We start from the raw sequence: 19,315 nt of genomic DNA, 5'->3' as shown, positions 1-19,315 counted from the left end.
CATGGCCAAAGAAGAAGCAATCGAAGTTGAAGGCGTTGTCGAAGAAGCACTCCCCAATGCCATGTTCCAGGTGAAACTGGACAGTGGACACACCATTTTGGGACATATTTCCGGTAAAATGCGCAAATACTATATACGTATCCTCCCTGGCGACCGGGTCAAGGTGGAACTTTCCCCCTACGACCTGACCCGCGGCAGAATCACCTACCGATTCAAGTAGACACGTCATTTGATCTTTTTTTCAGAGGATAGTCACCATGCAGGGCTATCCTTTTTTGCTCTGCAACGGGTTCGGTCTTTTTGGTCACGAACCCCCGGGACTGGTCAGCCAGCCCAAGGACATCATGGCAGCGATTGATCTTCACGCACACTCCACGGCCTCGGACGGCACACTGACGCCATCGGAACTTATCAAGCATGCCCATGATCTGGGGTTGCAAGCCATTGCCCTGACTGATCACGACACCACCAACGGCCTGCACGAGGCCATGGAAGCGGGCAGAAAATACGGGGTCGAAGTCATTCCCGGATGCGAATTAAGCGTGACCTTCCAACCCGGGTTCATGCACATCGTAGGGCTGTGGGTCCCACCGGATGCTCCGCATCTCAACAGGGTTCTCAAAGGCCTTCGGGACAAGCGGGCCACGCGTAACAAGCGGATTGTCGCCAAACTGAACCAATTGGGCATTGACATCACATTTCAGGACGTTCTGGACATGGCGGGCAACGGAACCATGGGCCGTCCCCATTTTGCCCGGGTGCTCATGCAAAAAGGGGTTGTTTCCTCCATCAAGCAGGCCTTTGACCTGTACCTTGGGTCAACCGGAGCCGCGTACATCCCCAAGGACAAACTGACGCCCCAGGAAGCCATTGCCGCCCTGAAAAAGGAACAGGCAACCATTGTTCTGGCGCACCCTTATTCATTGAAGCTTGCTGGCGAGGCCGAAGCTGCCGAAATCCAGCGCCTCTGCAATCTGGGCGTCGAAGGCATCGAGGCCTACTATTCCCTGCATTCCCCGGATCAGACCCGCAAATACCTTGACCTGTGCAAACGATTCAACATGCTGCCAAGTACGTCCTCGGATTTTCACGGTACCGTGAAACCGGACATTGAACTGGGCATCGGCAGGGGCAATCTCGAGGGCCCCTATACCTTGCTGCAGGCCTTTAAGGATCGACGGAAGGAGCACGGCCTGCCCGTCTAGGACACGGCGCCTGCCCGAAAGCGTGGTCTTGAGGTGTGGAAACAGCTGCTGCCGTGCGTAGACTGCAATATACATCCTAGGGACCTTGTCCAATCAGCAATGTCCGGACCACCCCGTCCATCGTCTCCACACGCAACCAGACACTCAGTTGTACGGGGTTTGCACCCAAGGGAACACACTTGAAACTTCAACCCGAGTGCACCACCTCGTCCGGAACCGTCTGATCCTTCTCAATCAACTGTCTGCATCCTCCATCATCTATCCCGTCTTTTTCCCATGCCTTCATCAATTCCCCTTCCCGAACTTCTGGCTCCGGCCGGCAACCGTGAAAAGCTGGAAACCGCCGTGGCCTATGGCGCCGATGCCGTCTATCTCGGAGGCACAGCATTCAACCTGCGGGCCAAGGCCCAGGGGTTTTCTCCGGACCGGTTACTCGAGGCCCTTGATTTTGCCCATGCACATGGAGTCAAGGTCTACTATTGTCTCAATATCCTGGCGTGGGAAAAACACCTGCCCGGGGTAATGGCCCAACTGGAACAACTGGGCTCCCTGCCCGTGGACGCACTGATCATTGCCGATCCCGGTATTGTCCGCCTGGCGCAAAAAATCACCCCCCACATTCCCATCCACCTGAGCACCCAGGCCAATACCTCAAACAGTGCCTCGGCCATGTTCTGGAAGGACATGGGCGTCAGCCGAATCAACCTGGCCAGGGAACTGGGTGCCTCGGCCATCCGGGCCATTGCTCAAAGCGTCAAGAGCGAGCTCGAACTGGAACTATTCGTTCACGGAGCCATGTGCATGGCCATTTCAGGACGCTGTCTGCTCAGCGCACATCTCAACCAGCGCTCCGCCAACCAGGGACTGTGCACCCATCCCTGCCGGTTCGACTACAAAACCGTGGCCATTCGGGTGGACGAACGCACACGGCCGGGAGAAGGACTCTGGGAAATCACCCAGGACGAGGAGTATTCCCGCATCCTCAGCGCCCAGGATCTTTGTCTGGTCAAATATCTACCCTGGTTCATCAAAAACAGGATCACCTCGCTGAAAATCGAAGGCCGCATGAAAACATCGGCCTATCTTTGCCAGGTGGTGGACGCCTATCGCACGGCCCTGGACGATGCGGCTTCGAAGAATTTCCGGCCGGGCACATACGTGGACTGTCTTTCGCAGGCAGCAACCCGTCCGTTGAGTTCGGGATTTTTCTGCCCGAGACGCCAGATATTCTTTACCCCGCAATCAGAACCGGAAAGTATCATTCTTGCCCGGATCATCCGGCGGGTGAACGCTGATTCCTGGATCATTGCCGTCAAGAATCCCTGGGATGTGACAGGTCCGGTGGCCATCATGGCCCCGGGACTCAAACGGCCGGTTCTTGGCCCGGATTTGTTTCGTGTGGAAAAGGAAACCGGAGAAGGGGTAACCCAGGCTCACCCGGGACTGAACTATGTACTGCGCAGCGACCATCCCGACCTTGCACCGCACCTGTTTCTGCAGACATATCGGGCAAACCGGACGTGAGGTGATCACGCAATGTGCGTTCTGGCAGCCGTATTGGTCACCAGAACAGAAAGAAGGGTTGCGGGATGAAACCTCGGGGCAGTGTGGTCAGGTTTCCAGGCCGGCAAAAAACAACTCCCAAAAGGGATCTTTTTCCGGCTCCTGCAAAATCTGCCGGGTTCCATGGCGAACCAGGGTATTTTTCTCCAAGGCGGCATCAAATCTGCCAAGCACCATGCTGCCAATGCCCGCCCGGGACCATGCCTCCCGAACTCCGGCCACCGCCTCGGGCGCAACAGCCGCCAGCAGGGTTCCCTCGCTGATGGCCTGCCAGGGATCAAACCCCAGCACCCTTGCAAGGGCGGCAATGTCTTCGGGTATTGCAATGATATCAAAGTTCACGTCCACGGGAATGCCCGAGGCGGCCGACATTTCCCAAAGGCCTCCCATGACCCCGCCTTCAGTGGCATCATGCATGGCATGTACACCTCCGGTCTCAAAGGCCACAAGAGCATCCTTGACAACAGAGGTCTGGTCCACCCGGCGCCTCAAACTGGCAAGCATCTCTGAAGAAAGTTCACGGGCAAGCCGGTCCTGATACACAATGGACAGCAGAGCGGCTGCCTCGATGCACGGTCCCTTGGTCATGAGGATCATATCCCCGTGCCTGGCTCCGCCAGGGGAAATCCAGGCATCCCTGTCTGCGTGTCCCCAGACCGTTACTCCACCCACTGTGGGCAGATTCACGGCTCCATACCAGCCCGTATGCCCGCCCACAATGGTGATGCCCAGTTCACTGGCCGCATGGGAAATACTGTTGATGATGGTCCGTCCATCCTTTTCCGGGCAATGGGGTGGCAACAGCAGGGTGTAGGTCATGAATTCCGGCTTGACTCCTGTCACGGCCACATCACTGGCCCCGATATGCACGGTGAACCATCCCATGATATCCAGGGGGAGCCCCGGAGCCGGAAAAATGGGATCTTCGGCAATGGCCATGACCCGGCCGTCAGCGGTTTCAAGAATGGCAGCGTCCAGACCGGGACCAGGACCCACCAGAACCTGTTTGCTGGGCGCACCCAGGGCACCCTGCACCAGGGTTTCCAGGCGGGAAGGACTTGGTTTGCCCACCAGATTACTCATGCCTGACCTGCCTTCCCAAGACGGTTTCCACATCAGCCACCTTTCCCTCCAGACGATTGGCAGCTCCCTTGCGATCGTCCAGGGTGATGGAGGTGAGCACTCTGGGGGCGCGTGCCATCATCAGGTTATGACATTGCATGATCAAGTCCATCACCTTGGCCTGATCTCCTTCCAGAGTGGTCTGCATGGCCCCGACCTTGTAATCGAGCCCCGACCCATCCACCAGATCCACCACCGCTGCAATATGCTCCCGCAATTCTTCGCCCACACCCATGGGCAAAATGGTAAAGCTTGCGAGCATGACACTCCTCCTTGTTATAGACAACACCGTGTTTGCTAACACCCATCCCGTGGGCACCATGCCATTTCCATGCGATGATTGCATGTAGCATCCGGGACCACCACATGCAATCAAGGCCCTGCATGCCAACCCAAAAAGCCCGCCAAAAGGCGGGCTTTTTGAAGACCAGAAATGGTAAAAGGAATTGTCGTTTCATCTGAATCAGGGTAGAGAGCATTTCATCGGTGGTGGTGATGGTTTTGCTGTTGGCCTGATATCCTTTCTGGGTGGTGATCATGTTCACAAATTCCGTGGCCAGATCAACGTTGGATTGTTCCAGGGAGTTGGAAGCAATGGCCCCCTTACCACTGGAGTTGGCCATGCCCGTGAGCGGCGGTCCGGACGAACGGGTTTCGGAAAAAAGATTACCTCCTTCACGATACAGCGAATACTGATCATTGAAATCTGCCAGAGTCAGGGCATAGAGTTCCAAAACCTGGCCATTGGAATAGCTCCCCGTGAGAATGCCGTCACGGTCAACGGAAACGCTCTGGAGAAAACCGGCCGTATACCCGTCCTGAGACTGAAACAGCGTGGTTGAACCCGTATTGTAACTGGTGGACGAAAGGGCCGAGATGGTACTGTCCGCAATCTCGGGAAGCAGCGCTATATCCGTCCCAACAGCTGCGGCATTAGCAGGAGCTCCGTCCCAGGCGGTTGTTGTATTTTTTATCCCGAAATTGATTTCAATATTTTTGGGATTGGACTGATTGGTTCCCGAGGCATCTTCTTCCCCCAGAAAATTGGCAGTACAAATGGGATAACCGTCACTGGAGAAATCAGCCGGGGTCCAGCCCGACAAATCAGTGGCAGTTGCCGCGTCACTGGGCAACGTGAACGCAGATGTATTGACCAGCTCACCGGCCGGGTTGAATGTCAGGGTTCCTATCATGAGAACTCCGGCAGATGAAGTAGTGGACAATGCGGTTCCGTCATCAAGCACTCTCCCGTCATCTGACGGAGGAACTGTCACCATGTATTCCCAGATCTGACTACCATTTGCCGCACCAGTAACCGTATCGTCTCTGACCGGATCAAAATACACCGTCATGTTATGGGCGCTGCCGTTTTGATCGTAGGTTTTCAGGGTCGACTGATAGGCATACATGCTGTCGCCAAGGGGCTCATCCTGCGTGCCATCCCAATTTCTAAACATGGCGAACATCGGATCTGTCGTATCTGTGGCATGATCCGTGGACTGGGAATCAAGATTGGTCATGATGTCCACATGGGATGTTGCCTGAGGGGGAGACTGAAAATTATCCAGAACAATATCCGTTGGTACGCCTTCGATCTTGGCGGCCGAGCTTTCCGTTTGCGTACTTGTCGCAGCGATGGGGTTGTTGTCGTTCTGCACCTTCCACCCCTGGACCACATAGCCATGCGGGTCAGTCAGCTTGCCATCGGAATCAAAGCGGAAATTACCGGCTCGTGTATAGTACTGAATATCCTCACCTGGAGGGGAGACCACAAAAAAACCGTCTCCGCCAATGGCCAGGTCGGTCGCCTCGGTGGTTGTCTCCAGAGAACCCTGGGCAAAATCAGCCATGACAGTGCCAACCTGCACGCCGCGACCTATCTGTCCGATACCAGATGCTGTTGTTGTTGCCTGGCTCAGGGCATCCTCAAAATGAAGCCGGGACCCTTTGAAACCAACCGTACTCACATTTGCGATATTATTACCAATGACCGTCATGGATTCCCCGTGAGCCTTGAGCCCACTGGTCCCCGAATACAAAGCCGCTGACAATCCCATAATTTCCTCCTTTTCCCCTCATCGACCAAGCGTGTCGAACGCGGGTCGTTGTGCATCATTCTGGTCGAACACTTTTGATGGTCCCCTACTACTCTGACTCACCCTGTGTATCCTGACCGGTTTCCTGAGAAACCATGGCTACTTCACGAACATCAAGCATATTCACGGAACGTCCGTCGGAAAGGTTAAGCAAGGTCTGTCCGTTCAGAGACTCAACACTGGTGACAATACCAGCCACCTCCGTGCTGGTGAGCACCGGCTGGCCATTGACGTCTTCAGCAGCAAAAGTGACCGAATACGTCCCATCGGGCTGCTCCTGACCGTCATAGTCAATCCCATCCCAATTAAAGGCATAGGTTCCTGCCTGCTGGGCTCCGACTTCCTCTGAATCGATCAGATTACCGGCAGCATCGAAAATATTGATGGTCATCTTCACTGCAGATTCGTCAATGGTGTAATAGAGGGTGCTCGATTCTTCCCCAGATTTGCTGATCGTGCTTCCGGCCGACACAACTCCCTTGCCGATGTAGTTTACCCCGTTGAGCATATCCTGAGTACTGTTCTCCACCAGCGTATCAATCCCTTCCGAGATGTTGGTCATTTGCTCCAGATTGGAAAACTGGGCCAGCTGGGAGATGAACTCGGTATCTTCCATGGGCTCCAGCGGATCCTGATTCTCCAGCTGGGTGACCAGAAGCTGCAAAAAGGCATCCTTGCCCAGCTCGGTGGCATCACCCGTACCCTGAGATGCTGCAGCCTGATCCCGTTCATAGGCTCCCAATATGTTACCAGCTGTTTGGATTCCGGACATGGCGACCTCGTATCATGCGAAAAAATCAACTCCCCGGGGGGAAACATTTACCGTATGTTCTCCAGTTTGCACATCACGGGCCAAAACTTCACCTTCACTCCGAAGCGAGCGCCAACGCAATTCCCGCATATCGGCCTCGTACCGTTCCCTGGACTGGTTGTGTTCGGAACCACTGCTCCACTGACCGGATTGATCATTGGAGGCCATCTGATTCTGGACCTCCAGCCTCACCACTTTAAGACCCTGTTTTTCGAGATGATCCTTGAGCTGAACCATATGTTCACCCAGGATGCGCGAGGTATCCTCGTGACTGGTCTTCAAAATGGCGTTAACCTCTTTGCCCTTGACTTGAAGAATAACGTTCACCGTGCCCAGATCCGCAGGATTAAGCTGCAAGGAAAGCTGTTTTTTCCCCTGTCCGAGGGTACGGAAAGCCCCTTGCTGCACCTGCTCCAAAACATGGCGAGACACGTTGGAACGATTCGTTATCCTGGACTGATCCGAAGCTTCTCCTTCAAGAAGCGCTCGTGCGAACAGGGTCTCGGAACGAGAAGTGGTATCCGCAACCTTGGCGGTATGATCTTTGGAGCCCGCAAAACCTGAGTCGCGGCTGGTTTCCTGGTCTGAAGACCCCGGTTTTCGGCCCGTAAGGCCAGCGTTTTCGCCTTGGAATTCCCCCACACGTACTTGGGCTGCAGACTCACTGGAGGACGTCTTTTCAACAACGTTCGATTTCCCGAGGAAAAAACGCTGCTGTTCATCTTGATCCCCCACACGTGTCTGGCCTGCAGACTCACTGGAGGACGTCTTTTCAACAACATTCGATTTCCCGAGGGAAAATCGCTGTTGCTCCTCTGTACCTTTGCCATGACGAGGTGTCTCCTGCCGAGGAGCCGGATCCATATGCACCTTGTCATTGAACAGGGATCGCAAGGCCTGCCTTTCTGCAGGGAAAGCTTCTCCGACCCCGGTTTCAGACACTGCCTGCTCGTTGGCAAGCTGGCCACCGGGATACAACATGCCCTCGCCATCTCTTCCCAACACTTTGCGCAGCATGTCCTTAATAGCCGCCACGTCTTCCGCGGAAACACTCATGGACCGCATCTGCCGGGCCAGCTCATGGCCGGACAACGCGTCCAAGTCCTTGTTGGCAAAACGCTGTCCCAGTTGGCGTAAAGCATCCTTGAGCTCACTGAATTCTTCCACAACTCCCTGGCCTTGCTGCTTCTTGCCCGCTAAAAAATACGGCTGGAAGCTTCCGACATTCTCAGAACTCCTGTGATTCAAACCTGTTGGCCCGGATTGGATATCGGCAACCGATTCCCCAGAACGGCTCCGAATCAACCCCAAAAACTGATCCAAAAGTTTGCTAAGTTCATCTTCTGACATGGCCGATGTCTCGGGCAGGGACTGATCATGTGCTTCCCAAGGAGCATCAGACCCTGCAACATTTTCCCGGAGCTGAGCCTCATCATGTTCCGTAGCAGGGGAAAAATATTCCTGCTTGGTATCTGGTTCATCAGCCTTCATCGTTTCGGAAGTCTGCTGGGATGCACGCGAACAGGCATCATTATCCACGTTATCATCCGCCGACAGCATCTCGGAAAAACACGTGTCAAAGCGAGTATCGGTCTCCCTTTCCGGTTCAGAATCCCAAGCTGACGAGCCTGGAACCGGTTGGCTGACCAATTGGTTCAGGGGGGAAAAAATCTGCATACACGACCTCCTTGAACGCCACTTTTACAAGAGTCGTTCCAAGTCAGCCGGAATATACCGGGTATCACACCACTACAGGGGATTATGAGGGATTATTCGAGCAGGGAAAGGATACGTTCCAACAGCGTGAGAACGGATAGATATGAGGAGCGAGCGAAATTGCCGTTTTCCAGGATAAGCCGAGCAAAACTTACACAAGGAGAAAGGCACGGCATGGCTGATGACACCAGAAGATCATCCCCCTGACCTGATGTCCGGCCACCATGAGTGGCAACTACGCGGCACAGGGAAACCAGTCTGGCGCGCATTGTTTTAACAAGGACAGGGAAGGCCTGCACAAGCCCGGCAGCAGCCCCTCGGGCCTGCTCCTCGTCGCATGCCTTGAAATGCCATTTCCATACCCCATGCCAGAATCGATCCAGGGCCTGTCTGGCCGAAGGGTCCTCCGGACCGGGAGCAAGGGCGTCCAGCCAAAAGCCCCCAAGATGGCGGGCGGAGCGCATCAGTTCCAGGCCGGGGAAGGTCATTTTGGCAAGATTGTGTTCCCGGTGACGAATCACCTCAACCACCAGACGTACGATCTTGTCGGGATCAAAGGTTTGTGTGCACCGGGGCACGCCAAACCGACACGACCAGCATCCCGAACAACTCATGCTCGTCCTGAGGATGTAATGGCCTTTCTGATAGGGCCCTGTCTCCCAGGGATTGACCGGTCCCATGGACAGATTAAGCGTCCGAAGCCCGGTCCATGCAGCCAAGTGCATGGGACCGGTGTCTGGGGTGATCATAATCTGCAGGGTCTGACCAATACGAGCAAATTGGTCCAGGGATGTTTTGCCCGCAAGGTTCAACACGGGCATACCCAGGCCCCTGGCCACCCGATTGCCAAGATCCTGTTCGGCAGGTCCGCCCAAAAGAATCGGGCGCATTCCCCGGGCCAGAAGTCCCTGGGCCAGACCGATCCAAAAGGACGCAACCGGGCGTTTTTCATCCTGGCTAGCCCCGAGAAAGATACCCACCCGGGCATTGCCCAGAGGAAGACGTCTCGGCTCTGGCCACAAGGTGGCACCAACATCAGCTAGAGGGATGACATCAAGGGCGTTCAATTCCGCCCAGTGGAAGGTATTGTGCCGGTTGCACTCAACCAGGGACGCCCGGTATAATTGCCAGTCTCCCCGAATGTACAAACGATTTTCCAAATCCAGGTATGGGCCAATGATTTCCTCGGCCCTGACCTTACCGGCCAGAAAAGCTCCTTGGCGACGATGACTGACATTGATAACAAGGCTGTACTCCCGATCCAGTATGAGCTGAAGGTCGGACAGGGATACGTACCTAACAGCAGGCCCCAATGGGGCCAGATCCCGATAAAAACGCGGTTCTGCCACCACAATGATCTCCCGTCCCGGATAGCGGCGTTCAAGCCACAACAGCAGGGGGAAGGTCATGATGAGGTCGCCCATGCGCTGCATCTGGATAACGAGAATCGGTTTCATGCGCATACCTTGGAAATTGTCTTCACCATCAAGAAGCGAATGGAATGTGAGGAAAACAAGGTGGCTGGCAATTTACGAGCCGTACCGTTCACGCATCACCCTGAAAATGACCTTGATGCGATGTTCATAGGTATGTTCGCCCAGGACCCGCTTACGCGCCCTGACTACAACCGTATTGCGAGCGTTCTCGTGTTTGAGGTAGAAACGAATCATATCCCGAACTTCGGAAGGATCATGAAAACAGATGACCTCCTTGCCTGGCTCGAAAAGAGCCTCCATCTGCCGCCGATAGTCCGTGAGCAAAAAAGTGCCACAGGCCGGCACATCAAAAACACGCTGATTGACCGCTCCCTTCATCTGCAGGCTCGTGCAATTAAAGTTGATGGTCGACCCGGTATAAAACTGGGGCATCTCCGTATAATAGCTCAACCTAGGATGATACCGCCACCGTTTCCCGGGGTTTCCCAGCAGCCGATGCCACCCGTCATCCCCGACGATCAATGGTGAAAAAGGCAAAAGCTCCTTTACACAGGACAACCTGTAGACAAGGGTTGCCTGCCAGGTGACCAGGGCCTCATAGGCCAGCCGGTCCTCCATGCGTTCCATATTTTGCAGGGCACTGGCCAGGTCAGGATGTTCCCGTTCAAGATACGCGGCCACACTGAACTCGTCCACCTCGCCAAAACCCTGGGCCACGGCTTTGAACATGTCTTGCAGGGCCCGAGGAAAGGCAGATTGTCGGAGTTTATCCTCTACCTTGTGGACCATGGAATTACCCACAAAGGAAACATCCGATCTCCAGTCACGGGGAACGCTTGGGCAAGAACGGGGTACAAACCTGTGGGCATCAGTAGCAAGGGGGAGGTAGTGAACATCTCTGAAGCCACGTTGCTGCAACGTGGAAACATTGTCGGCGTCCCACGTGAAAATGGTTGTCAACGGCGAGGCAAGATCTTTATAATGATAGAGAATGAGATGGGGGTTATCCACGAACCACGAGGCCAGGGGGATCTGCATCTTTTCCAAAAGCCCGGTCAGCACCCCTTCGCGATCCACACCAAGATGATTGATGGTCAGCACAAAATCGGGCTGAAAAGAGACAACGGCCTTAAGGATGTCCTCCACAAATTGCTGACAACCAACTTCTTCATCCGGAAACGTGATCAGCTGATAGGGTACGCCCAGGCGCTCGCAGGCACTCTTGACCTCCCCAATGAGAAAATATCCGCTTGTCAGCAAAAGGACCCGCGGCAGGGCCGAGGTAAACCGGGGATATCTGACTCTGGTCCAGAAATCTTTCTGGCGGCAGACCTCCAGGGTCTGGGCGATGCTTCCGTAATAATCCGGGTCCAGCCGTTTGTATGCCGGATGCAGTACAGGCACTAAAGGAGGATGATCCTTCTGGTCCATCTGCCACAACGTCAGAGTCTTCACGGCAGCATCGGCATCCTTGGCGTCAATCCAGCAAATATCCTGGCGGTTGGCAAAACGTTCACGCAGCCGTGTTGTCTCCCAGATGGGCTGTTCCTTGTCCACAACGGCAAAAGGACCACGCCAGGTCCGCGCCAGCTCGTCCAAGGCGTACCCCATGCCGCTTCCCAGCAAAACCGGGAGAGCAGGAGACGTCAGATCAGCCTGGTCGAGAATGCGCTGTTCAAAACGCTGGCCGTGCGGCCCAACCACATGCCGGAACTTGCCGTCAATGGTGAGAAGGATATCGACCATCTCCCCGTTGCGGAACAGGGGCTGCACCGCATAAGTTCTGTCATCCGTTTGTGTCATGGGCGCCTTCCATCATGATTGCGGAGAAATCCGAAACAGGTTGTTGGTAATCCCTGCGGGGTCAGTGCCCGAGATCGGGATGCTTGAAATAAAATTCCACCCGCCTGTTAGCCCTTCGGTTTGCCACAGAGGTGTTGGGGAGCAGGGGGCGGGTGCCCGCATATCCCACTGCCTTGAGCCGAAAAGGAGAAATGGAGCTGTGTTCAAGGATATAACGTACGGCAGCCGCGGCCCGGGCCGAAGAAAGCTCCCAGTTGGAAGGATACATGGAAGAACTGGTGAGGACATCATCGGTATGTCCACGTATGACAAGGTCAAGATTATGTTCACCCATGACCTTGATCACCTGCTGAAGAACCGGTTCCGCTTCCCGGGCCAGGACAGCTGAACCCGGCGCAAACATAACCTCGCTGCCAATACGCATGAGCAGGCCGGTATCATCAGGTTGAAAATCCACGTTCTTCTTGAGGGTCTCATCCTCCTGCAAGGCCGCCTGCAGGGCCATATTCAGACCCAGAGCCTCCCGGTTCTGAGGGGTCATGGTAATGTTGTCCCGCTCGAATCTGGAAGGAGAAAAAGCGATATAACTATCCTGATCACGCTTCACCTGAACCCCGAAAGCATCCTTGATGGACCCTATCATATCCTGAAATTTATGGATATCCGTATTGGCAAAAGACAACAAGAGCACAAAAAAGGTCAGCAAGAGGGACATAAGGTCGGCAAAGGTCGCCATCCAGGCGGGTGCACCCTCCTCGCTTGGCTGCTCCTGACTTCTCTTCCCGGGAAGGGGTTGTTCTTTGTTGCGCTCACCGTTCACGGGGTATCATTCTCCCTCAACACCGGGGCAAGGTAGGCCTCGAGCTTGTCGTTGACAATCCGGGGATTTTCGCCCTTGAGGATGGCAATGACTCCTTCCACGACAATTTCCATGTACAACGTGTCTTCGGATGATCGTTCCCCGAGTTTGGTGGCAATGGGTAAAAAGAACACATTGGCCAGAACAGCACCGTAGAAAGTAGTCAGCAAAGCCACGGCCATGGCCGGACCAATGGACGAAGGGTCGTCCAGATTCTGGAGCATATTCACCAAACCGACCAGAGTTCCGATCATGCCGAACGCCGGAGCCATGGTTCCCATGGATTTGAAAATTCCCTGCCCCTGCCGGTGGCGCTGCTTCATAAAATTGATCTCTGTTTCCAGAATGGAACGGACCAGGTGTTCTTCAGTACCGTCAGCAACCATGAGTACCCCTTTTCTAAGAAAGGGATCGGGCACTTCCGCCTTTTCCAGGGCCACCAGACTTTCCTTGCGTGCGAGCTCTGCAAGCCCCACGATCCTGGTAATGAGATCAAGGGGGTTGGGAGTCTTGGCAAAAAAGGCCTTCATCATCACCCGAAATGCCCCGAAAACCGTACCCATGGGGTACATGATAAACGTCACGGCAAACGTGCCGCCTACAACAATGCATACCGAGGGGACATCAATGAAGGCCCCCAAACTCCCGCCCAAAAGCATGGCCGTGCCAATCAGACCAAAACAGGCAACAATGCCCAACAATGTTCCTATATCCATGATGATTACGTGTACGCTAAAGATGTCTGACCTTGCCCGTGCACCCGGAAAAGCCTGAAGCCGTCACGTTGTGGCACGTGACCATCCGTTATATCAGGGGTTCAGGCCGGTGAGGCATGGCACAAGGCATTATCCCTGAAAAAGAAACACACATTGCGCAGGGGCTCTTCAACCCTGAAATGGTCCGGACCCATGCGAATATCTACCCCCGGAAGGACCTCGCCGGGAACGACCAGGCGGGACGAGGGATTGAAAGACACATCAAGAGCCTCACGAATTGTGCGCTGCCGGACCAGAAGATATTCCAGACGGCGGGCCATGGACTCCCTGTCTCGAAAGAATCGAGAGTCCGCGATCTCCATGGGCTTCTTTTGGTCCCCCCAATTTTTGAGGGAGGCAATCTCAGCATCCAGCTTCCTGGCCCTCCATAACAGCACGGGATTGCATCCCAACATCAGCTGGGTTCTTCCCCCCATGCCGCAGCCGATCCGTTCCTGGACGAACACGGTACCGGAACAGGCAACACAGCCCCCTTGCAGACGCCCCTTGATGACAAGACGTTGCACGGCCAGCAGGTCACTGTGATAACAGGTACCGTCAATGAGCATATCGCGACCGGAGCGAACAAATGCGTTCTCGCAAAACCGGGCCTTGAACATCCTTTTAGCTCGGATATCCGCCTTGCCAGCCCCCTTGATGCCCCCATCCACCTGCAGGGCCCTATTGGCCAGAATAGTCGCTCCGTTCACATTTCCATGCACCCGGATGTTTTCCGCCCGGACCCGGAACCCGGAACGTACGCTCCCATGAATGATAATATCGCTGACGAACCGGATATCTCCGGTATGGTAATCAACATCTCCGCGAACATTGAGCACCTTTTTGACGTTGATGGTTCCATCAAGATAAAAGACATACCCATCGGCTCCGGCCCGCAAAATATCCGGCGATTCCGGATCCACAAGACAATTGCGCCCCATGGGAAACGCCTTGTGCTCATAAATGAAGCGCGGATCGTATTTAGTCACCTCGTGGGGAGGAATTTCCATCCAATTGGCCAAAACGTCTCCCTTGAGCACGTTTTGAACGTACCCGAGCTTGCGATGATCCACACTGCCCCCTTCAAGTACCTTGGGAGACAATTTCTGGTGATCAAAGTCGGGGTCAAAATGATGGTTGAGAAAATAGGGCATCTCATCCTCCTCGCGTAGGAACACTGCATGCTGCCAACAGGAAACGCCCCCAGGCAGAATGCGGCTACAATATGGTCACGAGAACGCCCGGTGATCTGCTTATGCCTCCTGATATTCCCCTGGGAACAGGTCCCTGCTGTCCAGAGTCAGGGTCACCGGCCCCCAATTCACAAGCTCCACATCCATGTCTGCACCAAAAACACCGGTTGCAACCTCCGGGCAAAGCTGTTCCAGATCCCAGGCAAACGCATTGAAAAGCCCTTGGGCCAATTCCGGCTGAAGGGCAGCGGAAAAGGACGGCCGCCTTCCCCTTTTGCAATCGGCAAACAGGGTGAACTGGGACACCAGAAGAATCCCTGCCCGGACCTCGAGCAGGGAACGATCAAAATGCCCCTTGTCACCGGGAAAAATCCGCAGGTTGACGATTTTGCTCAAAAAACCCTGCCACATGCGGGAATGGACCACGTCCGGGGATTCCTCCTCTCCAAAGCCCAGAAGAACAACCATGCCCTTGCCAATGGCCCCGACCTCCTGCTCCGCAACACATACCCGTGCCCGGCGGACCCGTTGGATGACCGCCCTCACGAGATTCCCCTCCGGCAGTCATCCTGGCTGGCGTGATCACACCGTTCATAAAAGGCCATGGAGCTGTCCTTTTCCGCAACCATGGTCCAACAGAGTCGAACAGGACTGTCCTGCAACAAGGCGTCAAGGGCCTCGAAAATGTACCGGGCCAATTCCTCGGAAGTGGGATTGCACGTGGAAAACCCGGGCAGATCGTTCAGACAGGTGTGATCAAGGGTATCCACCACCTGGTTCAAGCGGTTCTTGAGGTCCTTGAAATCCATGAGATACCCGACTTTCGCATCCAGCTGGTCCCCTGCGACCTCGGCCTCCACACTGAAATTGTGCCCATGCAGGGCTTCGCACTTGCCCTGGTAATGCCTGAGCTGATGGGCAGCACTGAAATCCGTACGCACACGAAGACGCCATCGGCCGTTACGTGTCATGATTCATTCTCCTTGAGCCCTTGTTGTTTGCATAACCCCTGCCTTCCAGGTCTCGATCTCCTTCCAGAACACCGGTCCGGTGCTCACCTGAAAGGCGGGACCAAGTCGGACCGTGCAGACGAAACCGTCCATTTCCAGGGTCAGATGAACCGGATTTTCCCCGGGATATCTGGACAGAATATCCTTGAGGCCCTTGATAAAAACATCCACGTCGCTGGTGGGGTTGATCACATGGATGGAAACAGCAGCAATACCTTCCTGGATGGCAGCTGCCAGGGGCTTGAAGGTCACAGCCCGCAATTTGAGTACGGATCCGTCCTCTTCACGGGCCTGATCACGATCATCCTTGATGACCACCCCCTCCAGAAGCAAGGGCTCTTCACTGCCCAATTCGTCCCGAAAACGGAGAAAAACCTCGGGAAAGACAATCACCTCCCCGGTACCGGTCAGGTCCTCCACCTGACAAAAGGCCATCTTGTCCCCTTTTTTGGTCAGGATCTCCTTTTTGGCCGTTACAATCACGGCCACCTTGCCCTCGGTACCCACCGAAGATTCACGCAAGCGTTCCAGGGTGGCGTATCCGTGGCGATGAATCTCTTCCCGATACGGGGCAAGGGGATGGCCAATGAGATAGAAGCCAAAAGCCTCCTTTTCCATCTGAAATTTTTCCTCGTCCGGATATTCGGCCAGCCGGGCCTCCTCGATATCCATGCCAAGGCCTGACAGGGAACAGGTCGTGTCCGTGACCATGCTCATGAAGGAAAGCTGCCCGCCGGTCTTGCTTTTGGAAGATCGCTGGGCCATGGCCATGACCCGCTCCATCCCGGCCATGATGGATCGGCGTGAACATCCCAGGCAGTCCATGGCCCCGCTCTTGGTCAGGCTCTCGATAACCTTCTTGTTCACCTTACGCATGTTCACCCGCTGGCAAAAGTCAAGCAGGCTCTTGAATTCACCGGATTCTTCACGCTCTTCGAGAATGGCCTGCACCGCATTGCCCCCAACCCCCTTGATGCCGGACAGGCCAAAACGCACCTTTTCCCCTTCAACCGTAAACCCGTTTTCACTCTTGTTGATATCCGGAGGGAGCACGGGAATATCCATCTCCCGGCAGGCGTTCACATGGGCCATGACCTTGTCCGTGTTGTTCACCTCCGAGGTGATCATGGCGGCCATGAACTCGGCCGGAAAATGGGCCTTCAAGTAGGCCGTCTGATAGGAAATGAGGGCATAGGCCGCACTGTGGGACTTGTTGAACCCGTACCCGGCGAACTTTTCCATGAGGTCGAAGATGTACTCGGCGGCCTCGTCCGGGATGTTGTTTTCCCGGGTTCCCTGAAGAAACCGCGTCCGCTGCTTGGCCATAACCGCGGGATCCTTCTTGCCCATGGCCCTGCGCAGAATGTCACCTTCTCCCAGGGAATAGTTGGCCAGATCCGAAGCGATCTTCATGACCTGTTCCTGGTAGAGAATGACCCCATAGGTATCTTCCAAAATGGGCTGGAGCACGGGCTCAAGACTGGGATAGGGGTACTCCACCTTTTCCTCGCCATGTTTCCTGCGCACAAAGAGATCCACCATCCCGCTTTCCAGGGGCCCGGGCCGGTACAGGGCAAGCAGGGCAATGATGTCCTCGAAACAGCTCGGCCGCATGCTCCGCAGGACATTTTTCATGCCCGAACTCTCCAGCTGGAACACCCCGTCACTCTCTCCCCGGCACAACAGCTCAAAGGACTGGGGATCATCCAGGGGCAATTTTTCTATATCCGGCAAGGGCTTGCCGTTTTTCCGGATGAGCTTCAGGGCGTCGTCGATCACGGTCAGGGTTTTGAGACCCAGAAAGTCGAACTTGATCAACCCGGCCACTTCCACCTTTTTCTTGTCGAACTGGGTGATTACCTCGCCCTTCTTGCCCTTGAACAGCGGCAGATATTCGGTCATGGGCTTCTGGGAGATGACGATCCCGGCGGCATGGGTGGACGCGTGACGAGCCAGCCCCTCAAGTCGCTTGCAGATGGTGATGAGCTTGTGCACCCGGGCGTCGGCCTGCATGAGCTTGCCCAGTTCGGGCTCCTGCTCCAGTGCCTTGTCCAGGGTCATGCCCAAATCGTCGGGAATGAGCTTTGCGATCTTGTCCACTTCCTTGAGGGGGATATCCAGGACCCGGCCAACATCCCGGACAACGCCCTTGGCCTTCATGGTTCCCATGGCAACGATCTGGGCAACATGATCCTTGCCGTATTTCTCGGTCACATAGCGGATGACCTCTTCCCGGCGGTTGTAGCAGAAGTCCACGTCAATATCAGGCATGGACTCGCGTTCGACATTGAGGAACCGTTCAAAAAAAAGATGGTACTTGATGGGGTCAAGATCCGTGATCTTGAGGGACCAGGCAACAATACTCCCGGCAGCCGAACCACGCCCCGGCCCCACGGGAATCCCCTTGCCCTTGGCCCAGTTGATGAAGTCCTGCACAATGAGAAAATAGGCGGGAAATCCCTTCTGACAGATGACCTCCAGTTCCTGGTCCATGCGTTCATGGTAGACCTTTTCGTCCACCTTGTAGGGAAGCTGCTCCAGACGGTGTTTGAGACCTTCTTTGGACAGCTTGATAAACTCCTCGTCCAGGGTCCTGCCCTCGGGGACGTCATACACAGGAAAATAGTGCTGGTTCAAAACCAAGTCGATGTTGCAGGAGTCTGCAATGCGTGCGGCATTTTCCAGGGCTTCGGGACAATCCCTGAACTCGTGCTCCATGACCTCAAGGGGCTTGTAATAAAACGCGTCCGTATCAAACTTGAGCCGTTTGGGATCACTGGCCAGCTTGCCCGTGCCCACGCAAAGCAGAATATCATGGGCCTCGGCATCTTCCTTGTACAGGTAGTGGCAGTCATTGGTGGCCACCAGGGGAAGACCCGTGGCCTCGGCAAGCTCCTTCATCTGCTCGTTGACCCGTTCCTGCTCCTTGAGCCCGTTGACCATGAGCTCGAGATAGAACCGGTCCGGAAAGATGGATGCGTACTCCCTGGCCGCAGCCAGGGCATCGTCAAACCCCTTGTTGCGAAGGGCATAGGACACCTCACCCTGAAGACAGGCAGACGAGGCAATGAGCCCCTCACTGCACTCGCGCAACTTGTTCTTGTCCACCCGGGGCTTGTAGTAGAATCCGTCCAGGAAACTGTCCGAAACAAGCTTGACCAGATTCTTGTACCCCTGGTTGTTCTGAGCCAAAAGCAGGAGATGGTACCTGGTTCGGGTGTCCTTGTCCTGCATATTGCCGGGGGTGACATACACCTCACACCCGATAATCGGCTTGATCCCGAATTTTTTGGCGGTCTGATAAAAAACCAGGGCCCCGAACAGATTCCCGTGATCGGAGATGGCAGCCGAAGAAAATCCGAAATCAACGGCCTGGGCGCAGAGATCCTTGATGCGGATACCTCCGTCCAGCAGGGAATATTCGGTATGGCAATGAAGATGGGTGAAGTCTGGCATAGATGAGGGATGGGGTTGGAAGCCTGAATGATCCACGAAAGGTGAAGACCTGTTTTCCTAGAGAACAACAGCTCCGATGGCAAGATCGGCCACAAACAAAAAAAACGGAATCCGTCCCAACGCAAACGGATTCCGCAATGATTTCGAACAACTGCTTCTTGCAGGAAGGCGATCCAACCTGATTGTTCATCTCTCCGGGGTCATGTGAACACCGTCCTACCTCCCCGTCACAGGACATCGCGTTCCAGATGGCGCGGGCAAGGAGGTTCATCCTGTTCCCCGCCGCCGGT

At 55.0% G+C, this 19,315-nt stretch carries 16 protein-coding genes; 3 read left to right on the top strand and 13 right to left on the bottom strand.

Going from position 1 to position 19,315, the window contains the following annotated elements:
- Position 1: 1 nt before the first annotated feature.
- The 3 genes from infA (at position 2) to DPF_RS03465 (ending at position 2,729) form a co-directional block, all read left to right on the top strand.
- Complete coding sequence (gene infA / locus DPF_RS03475; protein ID WP_069857476.1) at positions 2-220, top strand: translation initiation factor IF-1; 219 nt, start codon at positions 2-4, stop codon at positions 218-220.
- Positions 221-257: 37 nt separating this feature from the next.
- Positions 258-1,205 carry a PHP domain-containing protein gene (locus DPF_RS03470; RefSeq protein WP_231702118.1) on the top strand — a complete coding sequence of 316 codons (948 nt, stop codon included), beginning with the start codon at positions 258-260 and terminating at the stop codon, positions 1,203-1,205.
- A 276-nt stretch (positions 1,206-1,481) separates the two neighbouring features.
- Entirely contained in the window at positions 1,482-2,729 is a 1,248-nt protein-coding gene (locus DPF_RS03465) for a peptidase U32 family protein (RefSeq protein ID WP_069857475.1), read from the top strand.
- Positions 2,730-2,816: 87 nt separating this feature from the next.
- Here the strand turns inward: DPF_RS03465 and DPF_RS03460 are convergent, their stop codons facing one another.
- The 13 genes from DPF_RS03460 to dnaE all read right to left on the bottom strand — a co-directional run bounded on the left by DPF_RS03460 (position 2,817) and on the right by dnaE (position 19,025).
- Positions 2,817-3,851 (bottom strand): AIR synthase family protein, encoded by a 1,035-nt coding sequence (locus DPF_RS03460; protein WP_069857474.1) that lies wholly within the window; start codon positions 3,849-3,851, stop codon positions 2,817-2,819.
- Complete coding sequence (locus tag DPF_RS03455; protein ID WP_369689580.1) at positions 3,844-4,095, bottom strand: thiamine-binding protein; 252 nt, start codon at positions 4,093-4,095, stop codon at positions 3,844-3,846. Before DPF_RS03455 ends, DPF_RS03460 begins: the two co-directional genes overlap by 8 nt.
- Positions 3,977-5,947, bottom strand: a complete 1,971-nt coding sequence (locus tag DPF_RS13670) for a flagellar hook protein FlgE (RefSeq protein WP_369689579.1) — start codon at positions 5,945-5,947, stop codon at positions 3,977-3,979. The genes DPF_RS03455 and DPF_RS13670 overlap by 119 nt, the downstream gene beginning before the upstream one ends.
- An 88-nt stretch (positions 5,948-6,035) precedes the next feature.
- The gene (locus tag DPF_RS03450; RefSeq protein WP_069857472.1) at positions 6,036-6,758 is read right to left on the bottom strand and encodes a flagellar hook assembly protein FlgD; all 723 of its coding nucleotides are present in this window, start codon (positions 6,756-6,758) and stop codon (positions 6,036-6,038) included.
- A gap of 12 nt (positions 6,759-6,770) precedes the next feature.
- Positions 6,771-8,474, bottom strand: coding sequence for a flagellar hook-length control protein FliK (locus DPF_RS03445; RefSeq protein ID WP_069857471.1), 1,704 nt, complete (start codon positions 8,472-8,474; stop codon positions 6,771-6,773).
- Between the two features lie 92 nt (positions 8,475-8,566).
- Positions 8,567-9,970 (bottom strand): glycosyltransferase family 9 protein, encoded by a 1,404-nt coding sequence (locus DPF_RS03440; RefSeq protein WP_176724152.1) that lies wholly within the window; start codon positions 9,968-9,970, stop codon positions 8,567-8,569.
- A 72-nt stretch (positions 9,971-10,042) separates the two neighbouring features.
- Positions 10,043-11,752, bottom strand: coding sequence for a CgeB family protein (locus DPF_RS03435; protein WP_069857469.1), 1,710 nt, complete (start codon positions 11,750-11,752; stop codon positions 10,043-10,045).
- A gap of 61 nt (positions 11,753-11,813) precedes the next feature.
- On the bottom strand, positions 11,814-12,572 hold the full coding sequence (locus DPF_RS03430; RefSeq protein ID WP_069857468.1) for a flagellar motor protein MotB: 759 nt from the start codon (positions 12,570-12,572) through the stop codon (positions 11,814-11,816).
- Positions 12,569-13,327 carry a motility protein A gene (locus DPF_RS03425; protein ID WP_069857467.1) on the bottom strand — a complete coding sequence of 253 codons (759 nt, stop codon included), beginning with the start codon at positions 13,325-13,327 and terminating at the stop codon, positions 12,569-12,571. The genes DPF_RS03430 and DPF_RS03425 overlap by 4 nt, the downstream gene beginning before the upstream one ends.
- A gap of 101 nt (positions 13,328-13,428) precedes the next feature.
- The gene (locus DPF_RS03420; protein ID WP_069857466.1) at positions 13,429-14,520 is read right to left on the bottom strand and encodes a FapA family protein; all 1,092 of its coding nucleotides are present in this window, start codon (positions 14,518-14,520) and stop codon (positions 13,429-13,431) included.
- 99 nt (positions 14,521-14,619) lie between these two features.
- Entirely contained in the window at positions 14,620-15,105 is a 486-nt protein-coding gene (gene dtd / locus DPF_RS03415; protein ID WP_069857465.1) for a D-aminoacyl-tRNA deacylase, read from the bottom strand.
- Positions 15,102-15,530, bottom strand: coding sequence for a 6-carboxytetrahydropterin synthase QueD (gene queD, locus DPF_RS03410; RefSeq protein WP_176724151.1), 429 nt, complete (start codon positions 15,528-15,530; stop codon positions 15,102-15,104). Before queD ends, dtd begins: the two co-directional genes overlap by 4 nt.
- Positions 15,531-15,533: 3 nt before the next feature.
- Positions 15,534-19,025, bottom strand: coding sequence for a DNA polymerase III subunit alpha (dnaE, locus tag DPF_RS03405; RefSeq protein ID WP_069857463.1), 3,492 nt, complete (start codon positions 19,023-19,025; stop codon positions 15,534-15,536).
- Positions 19,026-19,315: the final 290 nt, after the last annotated feature.

This window comes from Desulfoplanes formicivorans, from assembly GCF_001748225.1.
In the GTDB taxonomy this organism is placed as follows: domain Bacteria; phylum Desulfobacterota; class Desulfovibrionia; order Desulfovibrionales; family Desulfomicrobiaceae; genus Desulfoplanes; species Desulfoplanes formicivorans.
Note: the sequence above shows the minus strand (reverse complement) of the source record. Positions and strands in the feature narration are given on the sequence as shown.